Annotated in this window: 13 protein-coding genes; 7 read left to right on the top strand and 6 right to left on the bottom strand. The window is 61.5% G+C overall.

All coding sequences use genetic code 11. The features are described 5' to 3' along the window. The first annotated feature begins 310 nt into the window (after nt 1-310). From ACY9XZ_RS13425 to gdhB, 3 genes are all read left to right on the top strand, one after another. The gene (locus ACY9XZ_RS13425) at nt 311-3,151 is read left to right on the top strand and encodes a bacterio-opsin activator domain-containing protein (protein WP_463457527.1); all 2,841 of its coding nucleotides are present in this window, start codon (nt 311-313) and stop codon (nt 3,149-3,151) included. A gap of 152 nt (nt 3,152-3,303) precedes the next feature. Further along, nucleotides 3,304-3,447, top strand: coding sequence for a rubrerythrin-like domain-containing protein (locus ACY9XZ_RS13420; RefSeq protein WP_463457526.1), 144 nt, complete (start codon nt 3,304-3,306; stop codon nt 3,445-3,447). A gap of 2 nt (nt 3,448-3,449) precedes the next feature. Further along, nucleotides 3,450-4,739, top strand: a complete 1,290-nt coding sequence (gene gdhB, locus ACY9XZ_RS13415) for a glutamate dehydrogenase GdhB (RefSeq protein WP_463457525.1) — start codon at nt 3,450-3,452, stop codon at nt 4,737-4,739. 75 nt (nt 4,740-4,814) lie between these two features. Here the strand turns inward: gdhB and ACY9XZ_RS13410 are convergent, their stop codons facing one another. Next, nucleotides 4,815-8,714, bottom strand: coding sequence for a PAS domain S-box protein (locus tag ACY9XZ_RS13410; RefSeq protein WP_463457524.1), 3,900 nt, complete (start codon nt 8,712-8,714; stop codon nt 4,815-4,817). Between the two features lie 245 nt (nt 8,715-8,959). Between ACY9XZ_RS13410 and ACY9XZ_RS13405 the strand changes: the two genes are divergently transcribed. Further along, nucleotides 8,960-10,069, top strand: a complete 1,110-nt coding sequence (locus ACY9XZ_RS13405) for a guanosine monophosphate reductase (RefSeq protein WP_463457523.1) — start codon at nt 8,960-8,962, stop codon at nt 10,067-10,069. Between the two features lie 45 nt (nt 10,070-10,114). Here the strand turns inward: ACY9XZ_RS13405 and ACY9XZ_RS13400 are convergent, their stop codons facing one another. From ACY9XZ_RS13400 to fdhF, 3 genes are all read right to left on the bottom strand, one after another. After that, on the bottom strand, nt 10,115-10,477 hold the full coding sequence (locus tag ACY9XZ_RS13400) for an SHOCT domain-containing protein (protein WP_463457522.1): 363 nt from the start codon (nt 10,475-10,477) through the stop codon (nt 10,115-10,117). A gap of 232 nt (nt 10,478-10,709) precedes the next feature. Then, nucleotides 10,710-11,816 carry a fibronectin type III domain-containing protein gene (locus ACY9XZ_RS13395; RefSeq protein ID WP_463457521.1) on the bottom strand — a complete coding sequence of 369 codons (1,107 nt, stop codon included), beginning with the start codon at nt 11,814-11,816 and terminating at the stop codon, nt 10,710-10,712. Between the two features lie 564 nt (nt 11,817-12,380). After that, nucleotides 12,381-14,447, bottom strand: a complete 2,067-nt coding sequence (gene fdhF / locus ACY9XZ_RS13390; RefSeq protein ID WP_463457520.1) for a formate dehydrogenase subunit alpha — start codon at nt 14,445-14,447, stop codon at nt 12,381-12,383. Between the two features lie 195 nt (nt 14,448-14,642). Between fdhF and ACY9XZ_RS13385 the strand changes: the two genes are divergently transcribed. The 3 genes from ACY9XZ_RS13385 to ACY9XZ_RS13375 are packed head-to-tail and all read left to right on the top strand — an operon-like array spanning nt 14,643 to nt 18,087. Further along, nucleotides 14,643-16,556 carry a NosD domain-containing protein gene (locus tag ACY9XZ_RS13385; RefSeq protein ID WP_463457519.1) on the top strand — a complete coding sequence of 638 codons (1,914 nt, stop codon included), beginning with the start codon at nt 14,643-14,645 and terminating at the stop codon, nt 16,554-16,556. Further along, entirely contained in the window at nt 16,553-17,278 is a 726-nt protein-coding gene (locus tag ACY9XZ_RS13380) for an ABC transporter ATP-binding protein (protein WP_463457518.1), read from the top strand. Before ACY9XZ_RS13385 ends, ACY9XZ_RS13380 begins: the two co-directional genes overlap by 4 nt. Next, nucleotides 17,275-18,087, top strand: coding sequence for an ABC transporter permease (locus tag ACY9XZ_RS13375; RefSeq protein WP_463457517.1), 813 nt, complete (start codon nt 17,275-17,277; stop codon nt 18,085-18,087). The genes ACY9XZ_RS13380 and ACY9XZ_RS13375 overlap by 4 nt, the downstream gene beginning before the upstream one ends. A 381-nt stretch (nt 18,088-18,468) precedes the next feature. Here ACY9XZ_RS13375 and ACY9XZ_RS13370 read toward each other — a convergent pair whose 3' ends face one another. Continuing rightward, nucleotides 18,469-20,946, bottom strand: a complete 2,478-nt coding sequence (locus ACY9XZ_RS13370) for an efflux RND transporter permease subunit (protein WP_463457516.1) — start codon at nt 20,944-20,946, stop codon at nt 18,469-18,471. Further along, nucleotides 20,946-22,886 carry a COG1361 S-layer family protein gene (locus ACY9XZ_RS13365; protein WP_463457515.1) on the bottom strand — a complete coding sequence of 647 codons (1,941 nt, stop codon included), beginning with the start codon at nt 22,884-22,886 and terminating at the stop codon, nt 20,946-20,948. Before ACY9XZ_RS13365 ends, ACY9XZ_RS13370 begins: the two co-directional genes overlap by 1 nt. Nucleotides 22,887-23,147: the final 261 nt, after the last annotated feature.

Here is a 23,147-nt window from a genome sequence, read left to right as displayed (position 1 = left end):
TCTACGTGCCTGATAGCTCGCTTCTCCGTCAAGCGACGTTGAACGTCCATCATAGCTGAGCTGAATCGGTGGGAACCGTCGTTTCACGACTGCCTGAACGATGGCACTCGACCGGAACGAGCGGGGGAATGAGCAAATACTAAATTGTTTAGCAACAAAGCCCTCCAGACACCAGGTGTTTATTATTGAACCCTCCAGCCAAAACGCGGCAACTGAAGCACCCCTTTCCCGACAAGTGGCGACAACCGGAACCAGCAGCCACGCGCAGCGCCACCGCGTTCAGTGATAGCGTCGCCTCCGGGAGGCGCAGATGAGCACCAGCGAAACGCCCCTCGATACGGCCCGGGTTCTCGCTGTCGGCTCGACGACCTGGATGGAGCCGTTCTCGGACGCTCTCGAAGCGAGCACCGGGGCCGACGTTCACACCGTTGAGACGGCACCGGAAGCTCTGGATACCGTTCAACAGGGCTCGGTCGACTGTGTCGTCACGGGCGAGACGCTCGACGAGGGAAGTGGCGTTGCGCTGGTCCGACAGCTCCGGGACTCGGCGCCGGACCTCCCGGTTGTCCTCGGAGCCACGGACGGAAGCGAGGCCCTCGCGAGCGAGGCAATCGAGGCCGGCGTCTCCGATTACGTCCCACTTACAGGGGCTGACGGCCCCCGGATAGACGAGTTGGTTGATCGAACCGGGAACGCGCTCCGATCCGCCCGACAAACGATCACGCAGCGCGAACGGGCACGGCAGTTCGACGCCGTCTTTCACGACACGCAGACGGCCACGTGGGTCCTCGACCCGGACGGCTCTCTCGCCCGCGTGAACCAGACCGGTCAGGCGATGATTGACGAGGACGTGGACGCGGTCATCGGCGACCCCTTCTGGACGCTGCCGTGGTGGGCACACTCCGAGGGGACCGAACGTGACATCCGCCAGCTCGTGGCGGCCGCACGCGACGGGCAGTTCGGCAACGCGGTCGTTCACCGTCCGGACACGGCCACGGACCGCGTTATCGAGCTTTCGGTTCGGCCGGTCGAGAACGACTTCGGCGACGTCACCTCAATCGTCATTGAGGGGATAGACATCACGGAGCAGGTCACCCTCGACCGTGACCTCCGCCAATCCGAGGAGCTCCACCGGGTCACGCTCAGCAACATGACCGACACCGTCCTCATGACGAACGAGAACGGGGAGTACACCTACGTCTGCCCGAACGTACACTTCATCTTCGGCTACACCGACGACGAGATTCTCGAACAGGAGACGATAGATACGCTCCTCGGCGAGGACCTGTTCGACCGGACGGAACTCGCAGAGAAGGGCGTTCTCAAGAACATCGAGTGTACCGTCACCGACAAGGCAGGCCACGAGCACACGCTGCTGGTCAACGTCCGCGAAGTCGCGATTCAGGGCGGGACACTGCTGTACAGCTGCCGGGACATCACGAAACGGAAACAGCGCGAGGAGGCGCTGGCGACGCTACAGGAGACCGCACGGAAGTTCCTCTACACGGAGACCAATCAGGAGATCGCCCAGCACATCGTCGATGACGTGCTCAGTGTGTTCGACGTCTCCGCGAGTGCCATCTACCTGCACGACGTCGAGACGAACGAACTCCAGCCCGTCGCACAGTCACAGGCGATGACCGAACACCACGGGCCGTTGCCGGCCGTTCGCACGAACGACGACACGCTTCCGAGCTACAGCTTCGTCAACGACGAGACACTCGTGTTCGACGACGTCCACACGTCGGACCGACTGGAAAACCGGGCCACTGACCTCCGGAGCGTCATGTTCATTCCGCTCGGCAACCACGGCGTGTTCGTCACCGGCTCGACGGCTGTCGGGGTGTTCGACGACGTAACACAGGAACTCACCGACCTGCTCGCGGCGACCGCCGAAGCTGCCCTCGACCGGGTCGTCCGGGAGTCACAGCTCCGGGAGCAGGACCGCGAACTCCAGCGGCAAAACGAGCAGCTGACCGCTCTGAATCACATCAACAACACGATTCGGGAGATAGACCAGACGATCGTCAGCGCCGAAACACAGGAAGAGATCACCCACACCGTCTGCGAACGGCTGACTGATACGGACCGATTCAAGTTCGCGTGGATCGGGAGCGTCGATCCGGGCGGGAATACCGTCAAACCGCGTGCATGGGCCGGCAGCGAACAGGGGTATCTCGACAATCAGTCGATCGCCGTCGCGGCCTCCGAGACTGAGCCCGCCGGCCAGACGGCTGCGACCGGTGAACTGACGATGATCCCCAACGTCGCTGCCGATCTCCGGAACGCGCCGTGGCGCTCGGACGCGCTCACGCGTGACTTCCTCTCAGTGCTGAGTATTCCGCTGGTGTACAACGACCTCAGACACGGGGTCCTCACCATCTACGCGGACACGAAAGACGCGTTCGACGAGACGACGCGCACGGTGTTGCGCGAACTCGGCGAGACGATCGCCTCGGCGCTCAGCGCTATCGAACGGAAACACGCGTTGCTCACGACGTCGGTGACCCGCGTCGAGTTCGTCATCGACGACGAGCGGTTCCTCCTGTCACGACTCGCCCGGTCGGCTGGGTGTACCCTTTCCTACGAGGGCGGCATCCAGCACGCCCCGGCCGGTGACAGCGTGTTCGTCACCGTCAAAGGCGCTGACGTGGGCACGGTCGCCGCGACCGCGGCGGACATGACGACGATAGACGACGTCACACAGATCAGTGCGGACGGCACTGACAGCGGTGTCCTGCGGCTGGAACTGTCACAGCCGTTCCTCGCGCTGGAACTGGCCGACCACGGGGCTATCTTCCGGGAAGCCACCGCTGACGCGGACGGGACGACGCTCGTCGTCGACGTACCCCAGAGCGTCGAGGTCCGAAACATCGCGCAGCTGGTCCACAGTACCTTCTCCGGCGTCGAACTCAAGCGCAAGGAAACGCTCGAACGGGGCATCGAGCACGACCGCAGTTCGGAGTTCCTCACGGATCTCACGGAGCGGCAGTTCGAGGTGATCCAGACCGCATACTACAGCGGCTACTTCGAGTCACCGCGCACCAAGTCCGGTGAAGACATTGCTGCGATGCTCGAGATCTCTCCGCCCGCGTTCTACCAGCACGTGCGGACCGTCCAGCGGAAACTGTTCACAGCACTGTTCGACTAGCGGAGCGTATCGAGCCGGGAGTCGTGAAACCGGTTTAATAATAAACCACTGTTTTTCGCACTACTTCTTTGATTAACCTCTTAATATTCCCCTAATGTCCTTCTATTCCTTAATCGAGACCGGCGGTCTGTAACCGCCACTCGTGAATATCCATGAGAGATGTAGAGCAAGACCACGACGAGAAGACACCGTACGAGTGCTTTGCGTGTGGCAAAGTCATCGCAGCAGAGAGCCAACCGGAGAACTGTCGGGACTGCGGCGGTGAGATGCGCAACCGACTGACACCGCTCGAATAGCGATGGGACCGAAACTGAGCCCCGCTCCTTCGGGAGAGCCGTCGGCGTCCGAACCGGAATCAGCGCTCGAAACGGCCCGCCTGCAACTCCACCGGGCCGCGAACTATCTCGATATCGACCCGAACATCGTCGAACGACTCAGGCATCCGCAAAACGTCCACGAAGTCACTGTCCCGATCGAGCGGGACGACGGCACAGTCGACGTGTTCACCGGGTACCGAGCCCAGCACGATAGCGTCAGGGGGCCGTACAAGGGCGGGCTCCGGTACCACCCTGACGTGACGAGGGACGAGTGCGTCGGACTTGGGATCTGGATGACCTGGAAATGCGCGGTGATGGACCTGCCCTTCGGGGGTGCCAAAGGCGGTATCGCCGTCAACCCGAAAACGCTGAGCGAGGACGAAAAGGAACGGCTCACCCGCCGGTTCGCACAGGAACTCCGGGACGTTATCGGCCCGAACCGGGACATCCCTGCCCCGGACATGGGCACTGACCCACAGACGATGGCCTGGCTGATGGACGCCTACTCCATGCAGGAGGGCGAGACGACCCCGGGCGTCGTCACCGGCAAGCCGCCGATTGTCGGCGGGAGCGAGGGGCGTGAAGACGCGCCCGGCCGGAGCGTCGCGATCATCTCACAACTGGTCTGTGAGTACTACGACCAACCGCTATCCGAGACCACGGTCGCCGTTCAGGGCTACGGCAGTGTCGGCGCGAACGCAGCACGGTTACTGGACGAGCAGGGCGCGACCGTCGTCGCGGTCAGCGACGTAAACGGAGCGATGTACGACCCCGCCGGAATCGATACGGCGACAGTGCCGTCTCACGACGAGGAACCCGAAGCGGTCACCGAGTACGCCGACACCGTGATTTCGAACGACGAACTGTTGACGCTGGATGTCGACGTCCTCATCCCGGCCGCACTCGGGAACGTCATCACTGAGGCCAACGCGGACGAGATCGCCGCGGAGTTCGTCGTCGAAGGGGCAAACGGCCCGACCACGTCCGCTGCTGACTCGATCCTCGCCGAGCGAGATGTCGAGGTGATTCCGGACATTCTGGCGAACGCCGGGGGCGTCACGGTGAGCTACTTCGAGTGGCTCCAGGACATCAACCGTCGGTCGTGGCCACTCGAGCGAGTGAACGACGAACTCGACGAGGAGATGCGGGCGGCCTGGGACGCAGTCCGCTCGGAGTTCGAAAACCGCGACTGTACGTGGCGCGATGCGGCGTACATCGTCGCACTGTCCCGCATCGCTGAGGCTCACGAAGCACGTGGGCTCTGGCCGTAACACTGGTTCTGCCGGGTCCAGCACGGACTCCACAACTGTCACTGTCAGTGCCGAGAAACCGCTACTAGGTGACGCTCAGTAACGAAACTCGAACCGTGCCCCGCCGGCAGCCCCCTCTGTCACACGGACGGTCCAGCCGTGCGCCTTGGCGATGTCGGCCACGATCGAGAGTCCGAAGCCAGTGCCTCCTTCGGTCGACGTAACGCCGTGTTCAAACACGTTCTCACGCTCTGCCGGTGGAATCCCGCCACCGTCGTCCGCAACGTAGAACCCGTCACCGTCCTCCAGTTGCCCGACGGTCACCGTGACGTCTTTCCCACCGTGTTCGATCGCGTTCCTGAAGAGGTTCTCGAACAGCTGTGTCAACCGGCTGGCGTCACCGGCTACTGTCGGGACTGTATCGGCAACCGTCAGCGTTGCTTCGGCGGTGTCGACGTATCCCCACGCCTCCGTTGTTATGGTCGGGAGGTCGATTTGCTTCGTCTCCGTGACCGTGCTCTCGCCACACGCCAGCGTGAGGAGATCGTCGATCAACCGCTCCATGCGGTCATGTGCCGCCTCGATACGGTCCAGGTGACTGAGATCGCCCGTCTCCTCGACGATGTCCAGAAAACCGATGGCGATGGACAGCGGGTTCCGGAGGTCGTGGGCGACGACGCTGGCAAACTCGTCGAGTCGCTCGTTCTGTCGCTGTAGTTCCGTTTCCCGGCTCGCGCGCGCGAACGCCGCCTCGACGGTCGCGCCCAGTATCTGGAACAGGTCCACGTCCGCCTCAGAGAAGGTTCGTTCCTGCGGTGCGCCGACACCCATGAGTCCAAACTCGCCCAGGGGCACGAACAGGCCGCTCTTGAGTTCCGTGTCGGCCTCATCGAGTGATGTTACGGACTGGATGTCGTCGTACCGACGCAGCTCCGACGCCTCGAACGCCTCCCACGCAAGCGTCTCGCCGGCTTCCAAACGCGGTAGCTCACCGAGTAGTTCCCTCGTGGCTGCACTCGCTGACAGTGGGACGAGTTCGTCGGCCTGGTCGGCGTACTCCCAGATTCCGGTGAGCTCGAATCCGAGAATATCGCCAGCAGCCTCGACGGCGATGTCCCCGATCTCGTCGCTCGACTGCGCAGCACTGAGCTGCTGTGCAGTCTCTTGCAGTGAACGGAGTTTCGCCTCCAACTGCTTTTGTTCGGTGATATCTTCCAGCACGGCCAGTATGCTCGTTATCTCACCGTCCGGAGCAGTGATCGGGGCGACCGACAGGAGCAGATCCAGCTCCTCGCCGTCTTTCCGTTCCCGCCGTACCTCCTTGCCGCGAATCGGCTCGCCGCTCAGTGCGCGTTCCCGGTGAGACGCGAACTCAGATTGTCGGTCGTCCGGGACCATCGGGTTGGACTCGCCAAGTACCTCGTCTCGCGACCAGCCGAACATGTTTTCAGCCCCGTCGTTCCAGCGGACGACGGTCCCGTCAGTGTCGATTTCCATGACGGTGAGCGGCGTGGCTTCGATGAGTGATTCCAGTCGCTGGTTCGTCGTCTCGAGTTCGCGTTCCCGCTTGACCTGTTCGGTTACGTTGCGGGCAATACCGACGATCCGGACGATCTCGTCGCCGAGGATGACCGGCGCGAGGCTCGTGTCCCAGAACCGTGCGTCATCAGCGATGTCCAACTCCTCTCGATACGAGATCGGTGCCCGCTGGTCGACACAGCGGGTGTAGTTCGCCGCGAGTTCCGTACCGCGGTCGTCACCGAAGACCTCCCGTGGCGTCTGGCCCCGCACTTCCTCGGTTGTGAGCCCAGTCTGCGACTCATACCCGGGGCTGAGTCGAGCAAACTCGAACGATGGCTCGTTACCGGCCGTCTCGACGTCGAGCATGAATATGGCGTCCCCGGAGGTGTTGAGCAGTGCCTCGTACTCCTGGGCAAGCTCTCGATGAGCTCGCTCCTCGGTTTTTCGCTCCGTGATATCCTGAAACACGCCCCGCAGCACGGGCTCGCCGTCCTGCGTATCGTCGACGCGCTCGCCCCACGCCCGCACATCGCGCACATCTCCGTCAGGTCGAACGATTCGGAGATCGAGATCGTACGGTTCTCCGTCCGCAATCGCTCGGTCGACCGCCTCTGCGATGGTCTCTCTGTCGTCGGGATGGTAGAACTCGACCGCATCATCGAGAACCGGGTCGTACTCGTCCTCGACACCGTGAATCCGACGGACTCCGTCAGACCAGTCGAGGATGCCTGTCGACGGGAAGTACTCCCAGACACCGATCTCTGCGATGTCTTGCACTCGCTCGAACAGGAACTCCTGACGCTGGAGGGCCGCCCGGTCTTGCCCCCGCGAGATCTCGGCGCTCACGAGCTCAGAGAGCAACTCGACAAACGTTCGCTCAAGCGCTCCGAAGGGAGCGACTCGCGTTGTGGGACTGGAAAAATTGACCGTCCCGTAACGGACCCCGTCGACATCGAGCGGGACGCCGATATACGACTCCAGCTCGAACTCACGATACGCGGGATGAGTTGTTCTCCCATCGGCAACAGCATCCGCGAACGAACAGACCGAATCTGTTCCCACGACTTCCTCGCAGTACGTCGATTCCAACTCAAACTGATCACCGGACTCGATATCAGCGTCCGGTGCGTGTACTGACGTGACGGTGTAATCGTCGCCCTGAACGCGTGAGACGATTCCGATATCGAGACCGAGCGTCCGACACCCCAGTTCAAGCAGCTCCTGGAGTCGGGTCTCGGCCGAGACATCACTCCTTGCCATAATGGTCTGGAGTTCCCGGAGCGCGTCGCGCTCCCGTTCCAACTGTCGCTTGGCCTCGGTTTGCGCTGTGATGTCTCGGGCAACGACCAGCACCTGCCGATTCTTTTGGCTACGGAACGGCGTAATGCGGACGTCAAACGTCCGTTTATCGCCGTCGGCCGTGATATCGAGTTGCAGGTCCGCGTCGTACAATCCGGTAACGCCCCCGTCGCTCTCTATCTCGTCGAACGTTGAGTCGACCGCCTCTGTAAAGCGTTCTTTATCGGCTCCGCTTATGCGGTCTCCCACGACCGCTTCCAGCCGTCGTCCGGTGAGCTGAGCCGCCCCTTTCCCGGAAATCAGCCGATTCGAAGCCGCGTTCGCGAATTCAATTGTCCCCTCACCATTGAGGACGAACACGACGTCGTGGATGTTTTCGAGGATCTTCTCACTGCGTTCTAGCTCCAGTTCCCGCTCCCGTTCGCCCGTTGTTTCGCGTGAAAAGACGGTGAGGCCGTCGTCGTCCGGGAAGGCCCGCACTTCGACCCAGTACTCGAACGGCTCTCCCAGGCGCTGTTCGAACGACACCGGCTCGCCGGTCTCCATCGCGGTTCGGTATTCGTCTTCGAGCTTCGTTCCAACTATCGATGGGAACTCTTCCCAGAGCTTGGCACCGACGATAGCGTCGGTATCCCGGCCCACACGCTCGGCCATTCTCTGGTTCATGTACTCGATTTGCCACTCGCCGTCGACGGCGTATATCGCGTCCGTTGCGCGTTCGAGCGTCCGCTGGAAGCGGTCGGACATCCGCTCGGCGACTGCCTGTTTGCGAGCGGCCGTAACGAGCGTCTGGATACGGCGTGCGAGCAACTCGAAGTTGTTCTGGTCCGCGCGAATCGGGATGTAATCAGAGACGCCCGCCTGCGTCGCTTCGCTGGCAATCTGTTCGCTCCCCCGTCCCGTGAACAGGATCGTCGGCAACTCGTCCCGTTCTGATCGAAGCCGCTCTAGAAGATCGATACCCGTGCTGTCCGGCAGTGAGTAGGACGTGACGACACAATCGATAGCAGACGTTTCCAGCCGTTCTAGCGCGGCTTCTGCAGTCGCGACGGTCGTGACCTCGAAATCGAGAGCACTGGTCCGCAGTTTCGCCCGCGCCAATTCAGCAAAATCGGCATCATCGTTCACATATAGAACATGCATGCTCCGAGCAATGTCTCCCTCTGCATGATTCATTATCACTCCTACACGGCGTTGTATTATGAATCGTTTGTGCTCATTCTTGTTCGTGATACTGCACCGCAGTCGTCGGCTTTCGTTCGGCTGCTGATAACCCAGTCCTCGTCGGAAGTGAAGTGGCCCTTACAGCGTATTACCACGCCTCGCGTTCCAGCCACGACAACGAGCTGTGTCCGCGGGGACCAACAGGGAATCTGTAATTCGAGATACTTTTGTGGCAGGGGGGACTCCATTAGCGGGGTATGAACGAGTTACGCACTGGACTGAGTTACGGTGATGTTCTGCTCGTCCCGAACCGGTCACCGGTCGACAGTCGGAGCGACATCGATCTCTCGACACCCCTCACGCCGACCGTCGAACTGGACACGCCGCTCGTCTCGGCTGCGATGGACACCGTCACGGAGGCGGGCCTGGCAATCGAGCTTGCGCGCTCGGGCGGCTTCGGGGTGTTACACCGGTTCCTGACGCCCGAGGAACAGGCCGACCAGGTCGAGCAGGTGAAAGCAGCGGACGAACAGGTGGGTGCAGCGGTCGGTATCAACGAGGATTACGTCGCCCGGAGTGCCGCCGTGATCGCCGCCGGTGTCGATGCCATCGTCGTTGACGTGGCCCACGGGCACCTCGAACGGGCGCTAGAGGCCGTCGAAACCCTCGCAGACGAATTCCCCGACACCGACCTCATCGCCGGCAACGTCGCCACGCCCGCAGGCGTCGAAGACCTCGCTGCTGCCGGGGCCGACTGTGTCAAAGTCGGCATCGGGCCCGGGTCCCACTGCACCACCCGGAAGGTCGCTGGTGCCGGCGTCCCCCAGCTGACCGCCGTCGACGACTGTGCCACAGCCGCCGAAGATCTGGACGTCACGATCTGCGCTGACGGTGGGATTCGCACGTCCGGTGACGCGGTGAAGGCCCTCATGGCCGGGGCGGATACCGTGATGCTCGGGAGCCTCTTTGCCGGCACGGAGGAGGCTCCCGGTGCGGTCGTCGAAGTCGACGGCACGCGGTACAAGCGGTCACGGGGGATGGCGACCACCGCCGCGGGCGAGGACCGCGATGACAAACAGAACAACGTCAGCGCCGACGAAGGCGTCGAGGCACTGACTCCGTACAAGGGTCCGGTCGCTGCCGTGGCCGAGGAGTTCTGTGCGGGTATCCGGTCCGGGCTCTCCTACTGCGGCGGGCACACCATCTCCGGAGCACGCGACAAAGCGGAGTTCATTCGTGTCGCCCAGAGTGCGAAAGAACGTGAGGGGTTCCACACCGACCACGACTGGGAAGGCGTCAACGTGGAGAGTGAAGTGACACAGGTCAGCGACGCTAATACCGAGGCACCTGTCGACAGCGACGACTGAAGGAGGTATCGACCATTCGAGTGCGTGTCCGGAAGAGACAGTGAATTACTTCGCGTCCCGTCCGAGTGTCGCCCGTCGCTGTTCGTATTCCTCATCCGTCAGCTCTCCGCGGGCGTAGGCGAGCCGGAGTTCTTCGAGCGCCTGATCCGAGTCACTCTCACTGCCGACCACGGTTCTGTAAACGAGGTAGCCGCCGCCAACCAGAGCGGCAAGGAGCAGCAACTGCATTACGATTCCGACGACGAACATCCAGCTCGGCATCGTTCCGCCGCCCCACATTCCGCCGCCCATCATCGATCCAAATCCCATCATCCCGAAGCCCATGAAGGCCAACGGAAAGATGACGATGACACCGATGATTACGAGGAGAATCGTGACCAGCCGTGTGTCGTCCGTATTTTGAACCATGTGTGTTCACTCCATTCGGCCGCCTCTAGCATCACATACGTGATCATAGTTCAATGCCATTTCGCCTTCGAATCATATGGAATAGGACGCCCAGATTTTGCATCGATAACTCAGGGCGGCTCTAAAGTATGCTATCTAGCTCTGCTGAATTTTTCATTGCTGAAAGTTTGGTACGGCCGTGCTGAATACCACGCGCCTATTCAGGAACCAGCGATATCGCTGCTGGAGCGCGTCATTCGCTGACCGTCTGCGTTGCGTTAACAGTGTTTCCGTCAGTGTCGGTCACGGTAAGCGCTACGTCGAACGTCTTGCCGTCGACCTGCTTGATTTTGAAACCGTCTGTGCTGGAGGCAGTAGAACCGCTAATGTCGGTTTTTGCGGAATCAACGAGTGAGCCCGATGCGTCAACTACCTCCACGGTTACAGTAGCGAGATTACCGTCGACGTCCGAGACGACCCAATCGGCGGTGATCTCACAATGCGGATTCGGTGACCCGGCTTCCGTTACCGAGTACGAGTCGATAGAGGGCGCGGTATTACTGCTGCTTGTCGTGAACGAGACGGCGTTGCCGGTATCAATATCGCCATCGGATGCTTGGACAGCTGCCCTGGACTCGTACTCTGTGGACCCGGACAAACTGGCGACCTCAACGCTGAATGATCCCGGTGATGAAAGCGTTTGCTTCGTCGTCGCGGTCCACGAACTGGTACCGACCTGCCGCCACTCGAAGTAGCAGTCCGCCGACGATGCACGACCGAGATCATCCAACGTTCCATTGAGAGTCGCCTTGGAGGCAGTGACATTAGTTGGTGACTCCGACGTGATACCCGGCAGATCATCCGTCGTTGTGAACGTGACAGTAGCGCCCCGGTCAGTATCGCCATCGCTGGCCTCAGCGACCGCCCTGTACTCGTAGTCTATGCCGTCCTTGAGGCCGATGACATCAGTGCTGAAGGCACCTGTCGAGGAGAGCGTTTGCTTCGTCGTTGCGGTCCACGAACTGGTACCGACCTGCCGCCACTCGAAGTAGCAATCCGCCGAACTCGCACCGTCGAGGTCGTCCAGCGAGCCACTTAATTTCGCTGACGTGCTCGCGACATTCGCGGCATCCTTTGTGGAAACCGCGAGAGCGCTTATTCCTCCAAACGGCACCTCCCCAAAGCCACCTTCACCATAGCCACTGGTCTCTGCATGAACACCTTCACTCGCGGTGCCCCCTATGCCGACCACCCCGAGGCTTGTCCCAACGATTTTCAAACAAGTTCTGCGAAGGATGAGCGAACTTTCTTGCTCTTCTGAATGAGTATCATCATCTGTGATATTTTCCTTCTTGTCCATACAACCCCGCTGGATTGTGATTGTATAAGCGAACTCCTTAATTATCATATACAATAACCACGGGCCGTACTCTGCAAAGACGGGATCGTGTATCAGGAGCCGCGAGGTCGCGTTCTAGTGTCGATATCTAGCGCGGGTTGAACCCGCTAATGAGTAATATAAGATCTATTTCTAGGAGGAGTGTCCGAGAGGCCTGTTCATGTCGAATGCCAACTCTGTATTCGGGGAGGCGACTGCGCTAATTTCCGATGGCTTCGACAGAGCCTGGTATCCTAACAGTAGCTGTAGAGGACGACTCCTCAGATTCCTCTGGGAGTGCACAGAGTCTATCGAATGGAACGAAAGATACTCTGCCTGTGTGCATTCCTGGCGCAGTATACGTCTTTTTGACGGCTAAAAATACGGTCCCAGCGGAACAATACCTGTCACATCTCGCCGACGGCTCAGGTACCGGGGCCGCCCTGTAGGAACACAGCATTATCAATTAAGTACCGTTTCACGCCACGTTCGCATCACAGTACAACCCGCATGACGCGACGTTGCCATCCAAACATGGGGCAGCGATTAGTCCTGACCGGAGGCCGCTGCCTTCCGCACCTGCACTGCCGAATGCTTGTACTCGGGAATCTCGGCGACCGGGTCGAGCGCATCGCCGGTCAGGGCGTTTGCGAGCGGGTCCAGATAGTGGAACGTGCAGAACACCACTCCGGGACGAATGGCCGCTGTCACGGCCGCCGACACCGTCACGCTGCCGCGGTCGTTCTCGACGACGACCGGATCGCCGTCCTCGATACCGCGAGCGGCGGCATCGTCAGGATGTATTTCGAGGACGTCCTCCCCGCGCATTCGCATCAGCGTTTCCGACCGACGAGTGAGCGCCCCGCTGTTGAAGTGCTGGATGACCCGTCCCGTGGTGAGCACGAGTTGGTCTTCGGAGACGGCATCGGCCGGCGGCGTCGGCGAGACTGGAAGCAGCGGAGCGGTTTGCTCGCCGGAAGCGAACGTCTCCGTGTGGAGTACGTCGGTTCCGGAATCGGCGTCGGCCGGGAACGGCCATCGCTGATAGCTATCCCCGATACCCTCGTAACTCATGCCGGCGTACAGCGGACTGACCCGCGTTAGCTCTTCGAACACCTGTTCTGGTCCGTCGTAGTCGAACGCGTCCGACTGGTCGACGAGTCGCTGACCGAGGGCAGTGAGAATATCGAGATCCCGGCGGGCGTTCCCGGGCAGATCGGCGTTCGGTCGCATCCGCATCACTCGCCGGTCCGTGTTGGTCACCGTCCCCGCTTTCTCCGCCCAACTGCTCCCCGGAAGCACGACGTCGGCGTGGGCAGTCGTCGCTGTCTCGAAGAGGTCGATGACGACACAGAAATCGAGCTCGTCGAAGCCAGCCCTGACAGCACTGGCGTTCGGCTCCGTGACAGCCGGATTTTCGCCGAACACGACCGCCGCCTTGACGGCGTCACCGAACTGGTGTGTCGCAGTCGTCTCAGTCAGGCCGGGTTCGCTCGGCGGCTCGACGCCCCATTCGTCGGCGACACGCTGTCGGGCTTCCGGGTCGGTGACGGGTTCGTATCCGGGGAGCACGTTGGGCAGCGCGCCGACGTCGCCGGCACCCTGGACGTTGTTCTGGCCGCGCAGCGGGTTCACGCCGGTGCCCGGGCGACCGACGTTGCCGGTCAGCAGCGCGAGGTTCAACAGCGCGTGCACGTTGTCGGTCCCGGACGTGTGCTGGCTCATCCCCATTCCGGTCACAATCGCCGCCCTGTCGGCCTCGGCGTAGGCTCGGGCGGCCTCCCGGACAGCTTCTGGGGCAACACCGGCGACGTCGGCACCCGATTCGACATCGGCGTCGTCGAGATGCTCCTGCAGATCGGTGTACCCGGTCGTTCGCTCCTCGATGAACGACTCGTCGACGAGTCCCTCGTCGAGGACGACCTTCGCCATCGAATTGAGGAGCTGGATGTCGTATCCGGGGCGGACGTCGAGGTGGATGTCGGCGGCGTCGGTCGTGTCCGTCTCGCGCGGGTCGATATGGATGAGCGTGGCCCCGTTTCGAATCGCCGGCAGAAAGTACGACCGGAAGATGACGGGATGCTGTTCGGCCGGGTTCGCCCCAGTGACGAGCAGACAGTCGGTTTCGGCCAGATCATCGAGCGTGTTCGTCATCGCTCCGGCACCCAGACGCTTGCTCATCGCGGCGACCGTCGACGAATGACAGAGGCGGGCGCAGTTGTCGACGTTGTTGGTGCCAAGCATCCGTGCGAGCTTCTGGAAAACGTAGTTCTCCTCGTTCGTGCAGTTCGAAGAGGCGAAGAACTCGACGGCGTCCGGCCCGTACTGGTCGATGATTTCCGAGAGTTCAGCAGCAACGCGACTCAGGGCAGTTTCCCAGGGCGCAGTGACAAAGCGCCCGCCCTCACGGACGAGCGGCTCCGTCAGTCGGTCCCCGTGTGTCACCACGTCGAATGCGGCCACGCCCTTCGGACAGACCTCTCCGCTCGTGTTCACTGGCCCCGCCGTACCGGTCGCTTTGCCGTTGCCCGCGTACGCTATCGTACACCCGACGCCACAGTACGGGCAGACGGTCTGCTCGGCCCGGGGGTTCCGGTCCTGGTTGTCACTCATTTCCGTTCCGAACGAACGGAACGCAGATACAAGTAGCCAGTCGGTAAAACGTAGGCGTGTTTATATGTGTGGCCCCTAGCAGCGTTTTCGGACCGTTCTTGCGGACCAGTGTGGCTGGACCCGTTCCCGGATACCCCAGCAGTTTCGAGAGGTGCACCAAACACTGTAATGGGACCTCGCTCGTAGTGCCGGTAGATGCGACCAGCCCCGACGACCGTGCAAGTCTTCGCCCTACTCGCGGTAGTCCTCTGCTCACTGGTTTTCGCCGCGTCGTTCGCTGTCGATATCAGCAGCGCCCGTCCCGAACCGGTGTCGTTCGACTCTACCGTCCAACGTGGGATCACGATGGCTGACGAACAGATCGCCCGAAACCAGAGCATTAGCGTCCCGAAAGTAGAGGTCTTTTACTCACAGTACCGCTACGTCGTCGGCTACGTCGGCCTCGACCAAGCTGTGACAGCGCTCACGGAACCGGGGCACGAGCAGCAGTTCGGCTATCCACTGGTGGTGTACGTATCCGACTACAGTGACAGGCCGGTCAGGTGTGGCGACGACGGCTATCTCCGGACCGCCGCACCGCCGGATTGGGTCGAAGCAAACCAGGCTCACTACGTCGTCGATGGATCCGCGAGGGTCCCGTCAGGGAAGGCGGTCGTACCGTTCGCCGACCGTGACGACGCCGCGGCGTTCGCGGAGACCTGCGGCGGAGAGATTATCGACTGGGAGACACTCAAAACCCGGTCGTTTGACCTCGAGCAGGTGGCAGCGGTCCGGAACCAGGTCGGACCGCGCCGAAGTGATGCGGACGTCACCGTGCAGGCGGCACGAGAGCGTCGGGACCGACCTGTGTCGGTCGAGGTCGGAACCGACGCCCCGACGATCCAGGCAGCCGTCGACGCGGCTCCGCCGAACACGACAGTCGCCGTCCCGGCCGGCACCTACGACGAGCGGGTGACGATAGACAAGCCACTTACTCTCAGCGGTCCCGGGGCGACGCTTGATGGCGGCGGGAACGGAACTGTCGTGACAGTGACCGCCGACCGGGTCGGTGTCACCGGGTTCGACATCGTCGGCGTCGGCAACGCGACGGTCGGCGACCCGACGAACGCAAGCGATAGCGCCTGGGACGCAACCGTGACGACCGCCTACGGCAACAGTGACGCCGCCGTTACCGGGCGCAACGCGTCCGGACTGTACGTTGCGAACCTCAGCGTCGAGACGCCCGCCAGCGGCGTCGTTCTGCGGCGGACGCCCGGCGCAGTCGTCGAGAACGTCACGGTCAACGGGACGGCAGACTGGCAAGACGGGTTCATGGGCGTCATCGGGATGCACGGGCCGATAGTCGTGCAGGACTCGGTGTTCAACGGCGGTCGTGACGGCGTGTACCTCCACCGGGCCGACGGGACCGCCGTCCGGAACAACACGTTCAGGGACAACCGTTTCGGCGTCCACCTGATGTACACCTCGCGGTCGCTCGTCGCCGACAACGTCGCTCGGGAACAGGAGTACGCCGGCGTCGTCGTCATGACCAACCCCGTGGCCAACGCCATCGTCGGCAACGACGTGCGCCGCTCCGGCAGCGGCGTCATGTTAGCCGGGTCCCGGAGCTATATTGCGCACAACGTGGTAGTCGACACCAGGCAGGCGATGTCGACGAACGCCGACCGGTCCCTCTACGAGCACAACGTCATCTACGGGAACGACATCGGCGTGCGTGCGTCGACGGTCGTCCCGTCGAACATCGTCACCGAGAACGATTTCATCGCGAACGACCGCCACGCCGTCTCGGGACCGGGGCCGCTACGCGTGTACACTCACGACGGCAGGGGGAACTACTGGAGCGGCGCGTACGACCTCACCGGCGGGTCTGGCCCGGTGTTGGCCCAGTCCTACTCGCCAACCGATTCCGTCGACCGTCGCCTTGACCAGACCAATGCCGCGATTGTCCTGCGGTCTGCACCGAGTGTCCGTGGCCTCCGAGCGCTCCGCGGAACCACGCCCGGCTTTCGCCGGGGCAGCATTGTCGACAGGGCTCCGCTGGCAGAGCCTGCCAACCCAGAGACGGTCGGGCGCCTTCGCAACGAGACCTCGATGGAGGCGGCATCATGACTGGCGAGACGTATCTCGCGGCGGACGAAGTCACGAAGAGGTACGGCGACGTGACAGCCGTCTCGGAGGTATCACTCGACGTGCCGTCCGACGCCGTGACCGGGTTCATCGGCCCGAACGGGTCCGGGAAAACGACGCTCCTGCGCCTGCTTCTGGGCGTCGAACAACCAACCAGCGGGACTATCTCGTACAGCGGTCCCGATGCCGAGCGGCAACTGGGCTACCTGCCCCAGCGGCCGACCTTCCGGCCGGGCTTTAGCGTCCGGGAGACCGCCGCGTTCTACGCGGACCTCGTCGACGACGACCCGGACCGCCTTCTGGAACGTGTCGGCCTCGAAGAAGTGGCCGGCCGTCCCGTATCCGGGCTCTCCGGGGGGATGACGCGCCTCCTGGGAATCGCACAGGCACTGGCCGGTGATCCACCGATCGTGATGCTCGACGAACCGGCGAGCGGCCTCGACCCGGCGATGAGCCGGTTGATATTCGACATCATCGAGTCGATTGCCGACGCCGGTCGCGCCGTGGTTCTCTGCTCGCACGAACTGCCGTTAGTCGAGGCGACGGCCGACCGGCTGGCAGTGCTTGAATCCGGCCGCCTCGTGCGGACCGGATCGGTCGATGAACTCCGGGAACAGACCGGCGGGCCGCTCCACGAGACGTTCACGGCGCTTCTGGAACAGGACAGAGCCGCCATCGCCGCGCCAGAGGGAGAGCAGGCATGACGGACGGCAACCGGTTCTGGACGGTCTTCGTGCGAGAGGTCCGGAGCGCAGTCAGGACGCGCACCTACCTCGCGCTCGGGCTGGTCACGGGGATCGTCCTGTTCGGTCTCGCCCATGCCGGGGGCGGCCCCGCCGGCGGCTACGTTCCCACCGTCGTCGATACGCTCGTCGCCGTCGAAGTACTCGTGCCGACGCTCGCCTTCGCAGTCGGCTATCGCGCGATAGCCGACCCCGCCGTCCGGGGTGAACTCGATATCCTCGACACCTACCCGCTCTCGACGTGGTCGTACGTCGGCGGGGTGTACGCGGGCCGTGCCCTCCTGTTGCTCACCATTGTCGTCGTCCCCATGCTGGCCCTGGGAATCAACGTGGCGACGACCGCAGGACCGGAGACAGCGGTGTTCGCGAGCCATCGGGGCGTCGACTCGCCGTTCCTCTTCATCCGGTTCATCGCGCTGACAGTCCTCTATGCGCTCTCGTCGCTGACCATCGCGTTCCTGTTGTCGGCGCTTGCCGGCAGCCGGGGACGCGCACTCGTGCTCGCACTCGCTGGGCTGCTCGTCCTCACTGTCGGAAGCGATCTGGCGGTGTTCGCAACGCTGGACGCCGGCGTCACGACGCGCACACTCGGCGGCGCGCTCGCCATGACCCCGGCGGGGGCGTATCGCGGGCTCGTCTTCGATCAGGTGTTGTACGTCGCTGTTCCGGGGCGGTCGGCGTTCGTCCCGACGTGGGTCGCCGCCCTCTCGCTCCTGTTCTGGTGGCTTCTCACGTTCGTGGGGGCGATGCTCGCGACGGATGCGGCCTGAGATTGTCGGCTTACGTCTATACCAGGTTAGATCCACACACACACTGGCCAGCCGTTTCTGTGCTTCCCACTGAAACAATCCAGACCACCGCTCAGATACGTCCCATCGTCGCCACAACCTCCCGCCACTGACAGCCTCGAAGCGCTAGAAGCGAAGCACCTCAAAACGACACTGCAACGAGCTACCCTCCGGTTTCAGATACGTCGCCGCGGAAATCGGAATCCTGTCGAACAGGTTTTTCGAGGGATAAAACGCCGAGCCTCAGTGTTTTCGATCCGCGCCGGCCACATTAAGCCGGAAACAATCAAAAATTGAGGGTGGAGTTCCGCTCGCTGGCACAATTTCACGAACTAAATACTACCGTCGAAAACACACATCGTCCTATTGTGTCGCCGGTCGGAGCCGCGCCAATGGATCGAGATCCCACTGGTGGATGCGTTCCCAGAGCAGCACTGCTGGCGGGAGTGCGATTACCGCCGCGAGGAATGAATAGGTGACACTCAGGCCAATCAGGACCCCGAAGTTGCCGAGAATCGGGGTAATGGCTAGTGCGAGCGCACCAGTCCCCAGCGCGGTTGTCAGCATACTGCCGAACAGTGCGCCACCAGTTCCTGTCAGCGTGACCATCATTGCTTCATGTGCACCGGTCCTCGCGTCGTACTCATCGATGAACCGGTGGGTCGTATGCACCGAATAGGCGATTCCAACCCCGACCGAAATAGAGAGAATCGTTGCTGTCAGTGCATTCAGCGTGATGTTCATGTATCGCATCGTCCCGAGCAAGAATGCAATTGCCACCAGTATCGGGAAGATGTTGACCACTCCGAGCAGTGGCTTCCGTTCCAAGATGCCGTAGATAATTACGAGGAACACAGCAGTCAGTGCGACTGCCATGACGAGTCCTTGAATTGCCGACTGGAAGATGCGATCCATCACCGCTGCAAGGACGACGACGCTTCCTGTGGCCGTCGCATCGAACCGGAGCCTGTCTGCTAGTTCAGCCCCGCCAGCGGTTACTTCCGTCTGTGAGACATCGGGGTCAGTCCGATATTCGATTTGAGCGGATCGATAATCCTCGGTGAGATACTGTTCGGCCCGTTCACTCGCCGAAGACGCGAACAGTTCGTCGTAAATCTGTTCGAGATTCTGATCGGGAATGCCGTTGTCGTTCTGATCGTTTCGGTCGACTAAGGCGGCGAATTCTTCGTTTTCGTTCGCGTGCGATTTGATGACGGTGATGATGCTCTGTGCCTCTGCCTGCCCGCCGGGGCCAACGGCGAGTGACTCTGGCGGATTGTCGTTCGGAGCAGCGAGGGCTTCGAGAGCATGATCCTGCTTGAGGTTCCCCTCGACATATACTGTTACAGTACTACCCTGACTGCTCCCGAATTTGTCGTCGAGCAAGCTGATCGTTGATGTGATGGTATACTCACCTGGACTAAACGGCTCAGGCAACTCTGTGAGGTAGGCCGGAATCTCCTCGGGCGGAAGGAAGTCCTCGTTCTCGAAGGAGGTGCCGACGCCCGACCCATACGCGCCCATGGCGCCGCCTGACAGGAGTAAGCCGACGACGATCACCGTCGGAGCGTGCTGGCTCACCTGTGCCGGAAACGCCAGTACCCGTCCGAGGGCTGAGTCCTCCGACGCAATCGGGGTGGAATTGAATTCCGGGATGCCGAGACGCGTGCGCACGTCATCGCTGACCAACTTGGCCGCGGGTAAGAACACCCCGAAGAGGAGGAACGTGAAGAGGATCCCAACTGCTGATGCGATTCCCAGGTTCCGAATCGGTGCAAGGGTCGAGATAACGTTCGCCCCGAAGCCGAACACTGCGGTTACGGTCACAATAATGAACGCGACGATGAGCTGGGTGTTCGCCTCTCGCATCGCTTCGACCGCTGTGAACCCGCGCTCTGTCTCTTCTCGATAGCGATTGATGATGTGGATACCGAAGTCGACGCCAACAGCAAGCAGTAACACCGGGACTGAGATCATCTGCTGGCTGAATGGAATCCGGGCGTACCCGAGGAATCCGAACGTCCAGATAATCGTCATCACGAGCGCGACCAGCCCCAGCAGTACGTCGATGGGGTCACGGTATGCGACCACCAGGAAGAACAGTAACAGTAGTATCACCACTGGCATCACAACCAGAAGCGAATCGGACATAGACTGCTGTATCTCTGCTTCGGTAGTCCCCGATCCGAACGCACGAACGTCGCCGGGTCTATCGTCGGCAATCGCCTGCATGTCCGTCTGGACAGCGGTCAGATCGTCGAAACTCGCGGGGAAGTCGTGTGAAACTGTCGTGATTGATGCAGACGCCGAGACGCTAGTTGGATTGAAATCATTCGATAGCGATCCGGTAAGCCGGGGCTCATCTTTGAGCTCTCGAACAGACTGTCTGATTTCAGACGGGGTCGCACGCTCGAGCGTTCGCCGGTAGTCTTCCGGCGTTGACGCTGACGGGTTCAGCTGCTGCGCAATAGTTGGAGCCGGACCACTGGCTGAGTCCATCCGAAGGTCCTTACGGTCCGCAACGCGTTCGAGAAGGTGTGCGTCACGGACAAGTGCTTCTTTGGTCAGAACATTGCTGTCCGTCCGAATGAGTTGGGTCGTGTCCTCCGTGTCTGTCTGAAACGGACCTTCAAAATTCTGGGTGACTTGGTCTTCGGCCTTCTGTTCCGGTAGTCCGTCCGTGAACGCGTCAAGTCCGCCGGCGCTGACTTGTATAGACCCTAATCCGCCAACGAAGACACCGGTAACAAGCAGAAATACGACGATAACCGCTCGTGGTCGGTCCACGATTGTCGTGTTGAGGAGTTCGGTCGCCGTTTCAACCTTCTCCGCCAGTGACATCAGTTACGCCTCCAGTAGACGACTGCGACACCACCGACAATAACGACTCCCAGCCCTAGGATGAGCGCGACCGGCGATATACCGCCGCTCTGTGGAGTCGCATCGAGTGGCTTCCGGAACGTATCCGACAGATGAGTATTACCATCACTGTCCGTATACCGGAAGTCGAATGAAATCGGATACGTGCTGCCTGCTGTCGCGGCGGCCGCCGCTGACACCTCGAAGTTCAATGTCGTGGACTCACCGGGCTCTAAGGACTCGATGTAGCTGGTGTCCGGTCCACTGGTACTGAGCGGGTCGTCGGCAAACAGCCGTGTCTCGATGTCGGTAACTGTCTCGTCGAGGTTGTTCGTCACTTCGACCGAGACGACCCGTGAGTTGCCCACGGTAATCGTTCGTTCTTCGAGCGCGAGGCCGAACTCGTCCTCGCTGGCGGCGACGTCGGACTGGACCGACAGCGCGTCACTCGTCTGCTGATCGCCATTGTCGTCCTCGTAGCCCACAGTGAAGTCGAACTGGCGTGACCCCGCACGGGCACTATCAGAGACGTCGACGCCAAAATCCACAGTCGTCGACTCGCCGGGTTCGAGATTGCCGACAGCGTACTGGGTCTCCTGCGGAGAGAGATTGGAGTGGTCGCTCTCCCAGTTGACCACGGCGTTCTCGACGGTCCGGGGGCCGTCGTTGACGAATGTGGCTTCGAGCGTGCCGTCTTCGCCCGCCCGGAGCGTCCCGGATACGTCCGACGTTGAGAACTCCTGTTTCGGCGTGGTCTCTATGCCCAGCGAGAGGGAGTCGTCAGTACCCGTGTCGCCCTCGGGGTCGTCGTACTGGACCGATGCCGACAGCGCGTACGAGCGGACCTCGGCGTTCGAACCCGATGTCGCGTCGACGGTCACGGTTCGGACCTCTCCAGGGCTCCACTCTCCGACGAACTGCGAGGCCGAACTGGCTTCGCCGAAGGTGATGTCGCTGCTCTGTGAGGTGATCGTCACCGACGCGTCGTCGACGGTGACCGGTCCGTCGTTGCGAAGCGTCAGTTCGTACTCCCCGGTGTTGCCGACAGCCACCGTACTGGAGGTGTTGACGACCGCAAACGACTGTTCAGGCGTGGGTGCGATGCCGACCGTATTGTCGACAGAATCCTTTCGGACGCCCTCAGAATCGTCAAACGCCACGGAAAAGCCGAAGTTGTACGGCTCGGACTCAGCGTCGCTACCCGCGCCGACCCGGTACTGGAAGGTGCGGTTCTCTCCGGACGCCCACGTATCGACGAAGCGGGAACTCTGCTCGCCACCGCCGACAGTGAACTCGCTGTTCTGGCTCGTCAGCGTCGCCGCGGCGTTGGTTGCGGCCGTCTCACCCGTGTTCTGGACGGTAAGTTCGACACCACCCGTCGAACCGACACGCGCGTTGGAATCGATATCGACGATGTCGAAGGTTGCGTCGTCGCTAACCCGGACTGTGACGTATTCAATTCGGGAGTCGCTTTCGTAGTCACGGGAACCCGTCCCCTCGGAGATGTAGCTGTAGTGGTCGTACTCCAGTTTGACTGGGACGCGATAGGAGCCGGGGTCAGCGTCATCGTCAACGCTGATGTCGAACGACACTGTCTGCGATGAGCCCGTGGCGAGATCCCCGGTAAGCTGCTTCGAGGTTGATACCGATATGGGGGCGTCGCCGTCGCTAACACCGACCGTCAGACCACGGGCGGTAGTCACCTCGCTGTTCAGACTCGGGTTCGTACTGGAACTGGAATCGAGGTCACCGTTGTTCGAGAGTACGACATCGAGTGTCGCCTCTTCGCCCGGTGAAACAGTGTTGTCCGCCAGTGCAACCTCGATGGCGGGGCTTCCGGTCACGGCGGCGACGGCAGTTCCCGACGCAACCGACAACACGGCAGCAGCGAAGAGGACACTCGCAATACGGCTACGCTCCATTGCGTATCCTCCCTGACAGGCTTGATAGATGTGGGTGGGATAGCATCCTGTAGAAAACGGGTGAGTGTATTATCTGCTGACTGTGACTGCGGAGTGTGTGTCGAAACGATTCTCGTCTCACGAGAGAACAGATGGTGAACGGATAATTAAACAGGAATCCAAATTTTCCACGCCAGAAAAACTGCGTTTCTGTCGGGCGTAGTATCTGGATTCAATCGTAGAGCACATGCACTAGCTCGACGCGTGGCTTGGAACTGACAG

This window comes from Haloarcula sp. HT12, assembly GCF_055271655.1.
Note: the sequence above shows the minus strand (reverse complement) of the source record. Positions and strands in the feature narration are given on the sequence as shown.

Coding starts and splice junctions, on each gene's coding strand:
- gdhB (WP_463457525.1), top strand. CDS start 3,450: ATGGGACCGAAACTGAGCCCCGCTCCTTCGGGAGAGCCGTCGGCGTCC.
- ACY9XZ_RS13405 (WP_463457523.1), top strand. CDS start 8,960: ATGAACGAGTTACGCACTGGACTGAGTTACGGTGATGTTCTGCTCGTC.
- ACY9XZ_RS13380 (WP_463457518.1), top strand. CDS start 16,553: ATGACTGGCGAGACGTATCTCGCGGCGGACGAAGTCACGAAGAGGTAC.
- ACY9XZ_RS13375 (WP_463457517.1), top strand. CDS start 17,275: ATGACGGACGGCAACCGGTTCTGGACGGTCTTCGTGCGAGAGGTCCGG.
- ACY9XZ_RS13395 (WP_463457521.1), bottom strand. CDS start 11,816: ATGGACAAGAAGGAAAATATCACAGATGATGATACTCATTCAGAAGAG.
- ACY9XZ_RS13370 (WP_463457516.1), bottom strand. CDS start 20,946: ATGTCACTGGCGGAGAAGGTTGAAACGGCGACCGAACTCCTCAACACG.
- ACY9XZ_RS13365 (WP_463457515.1), bottom strand. CDS start 22,886: ATGGAGCGTAGCCGTATTGCGAGTGTCCTCTTCGCTGCTGCCGTGTTG.
- ACY9XZ_RS13400 (WP_463457522.1), bottom strand. CDS start 10,477: ATGGTTCAAAATACGGACGACACACGGCTGGTCACGATTCTCCTCGTA.
- fdhF (WP_463457520.1), bottom strand. CDS start 14,447: ATGAGTGACAACCAGGACCGGAACCCCCGGGCCGAGCAGACCGTCTGC.
- ACY9XZ_RS13385 (WP_463457519.1), top strand. CDS start 14,643: ATGCGACCAGCCCCGACGACCGTGCAAGTCTTCGCCCTACTCGCGGTA.
- ACY9XZ_RS13425 (WP_463457527.1), top strand. CDS start 311: ATGAGCACCAGCGAAACGCCCCTCGATACGGCCCGGGTTCTCGCTGTC.
- ACY9XZ_RS13420 (WP_463457526.1), top strand. CDS start 3,304: ATGAGAGATGTAGAGCAAGACCACGACGAGAAGACACCGTACGAGTGC.
- ACY9XZ_RS13410 (WP_463457524.1), bottom strand. CDS start 8,714: ATGAATCATGCAGAGGGAGACATTGCTCGGAGCATGCATGTTCTATAT.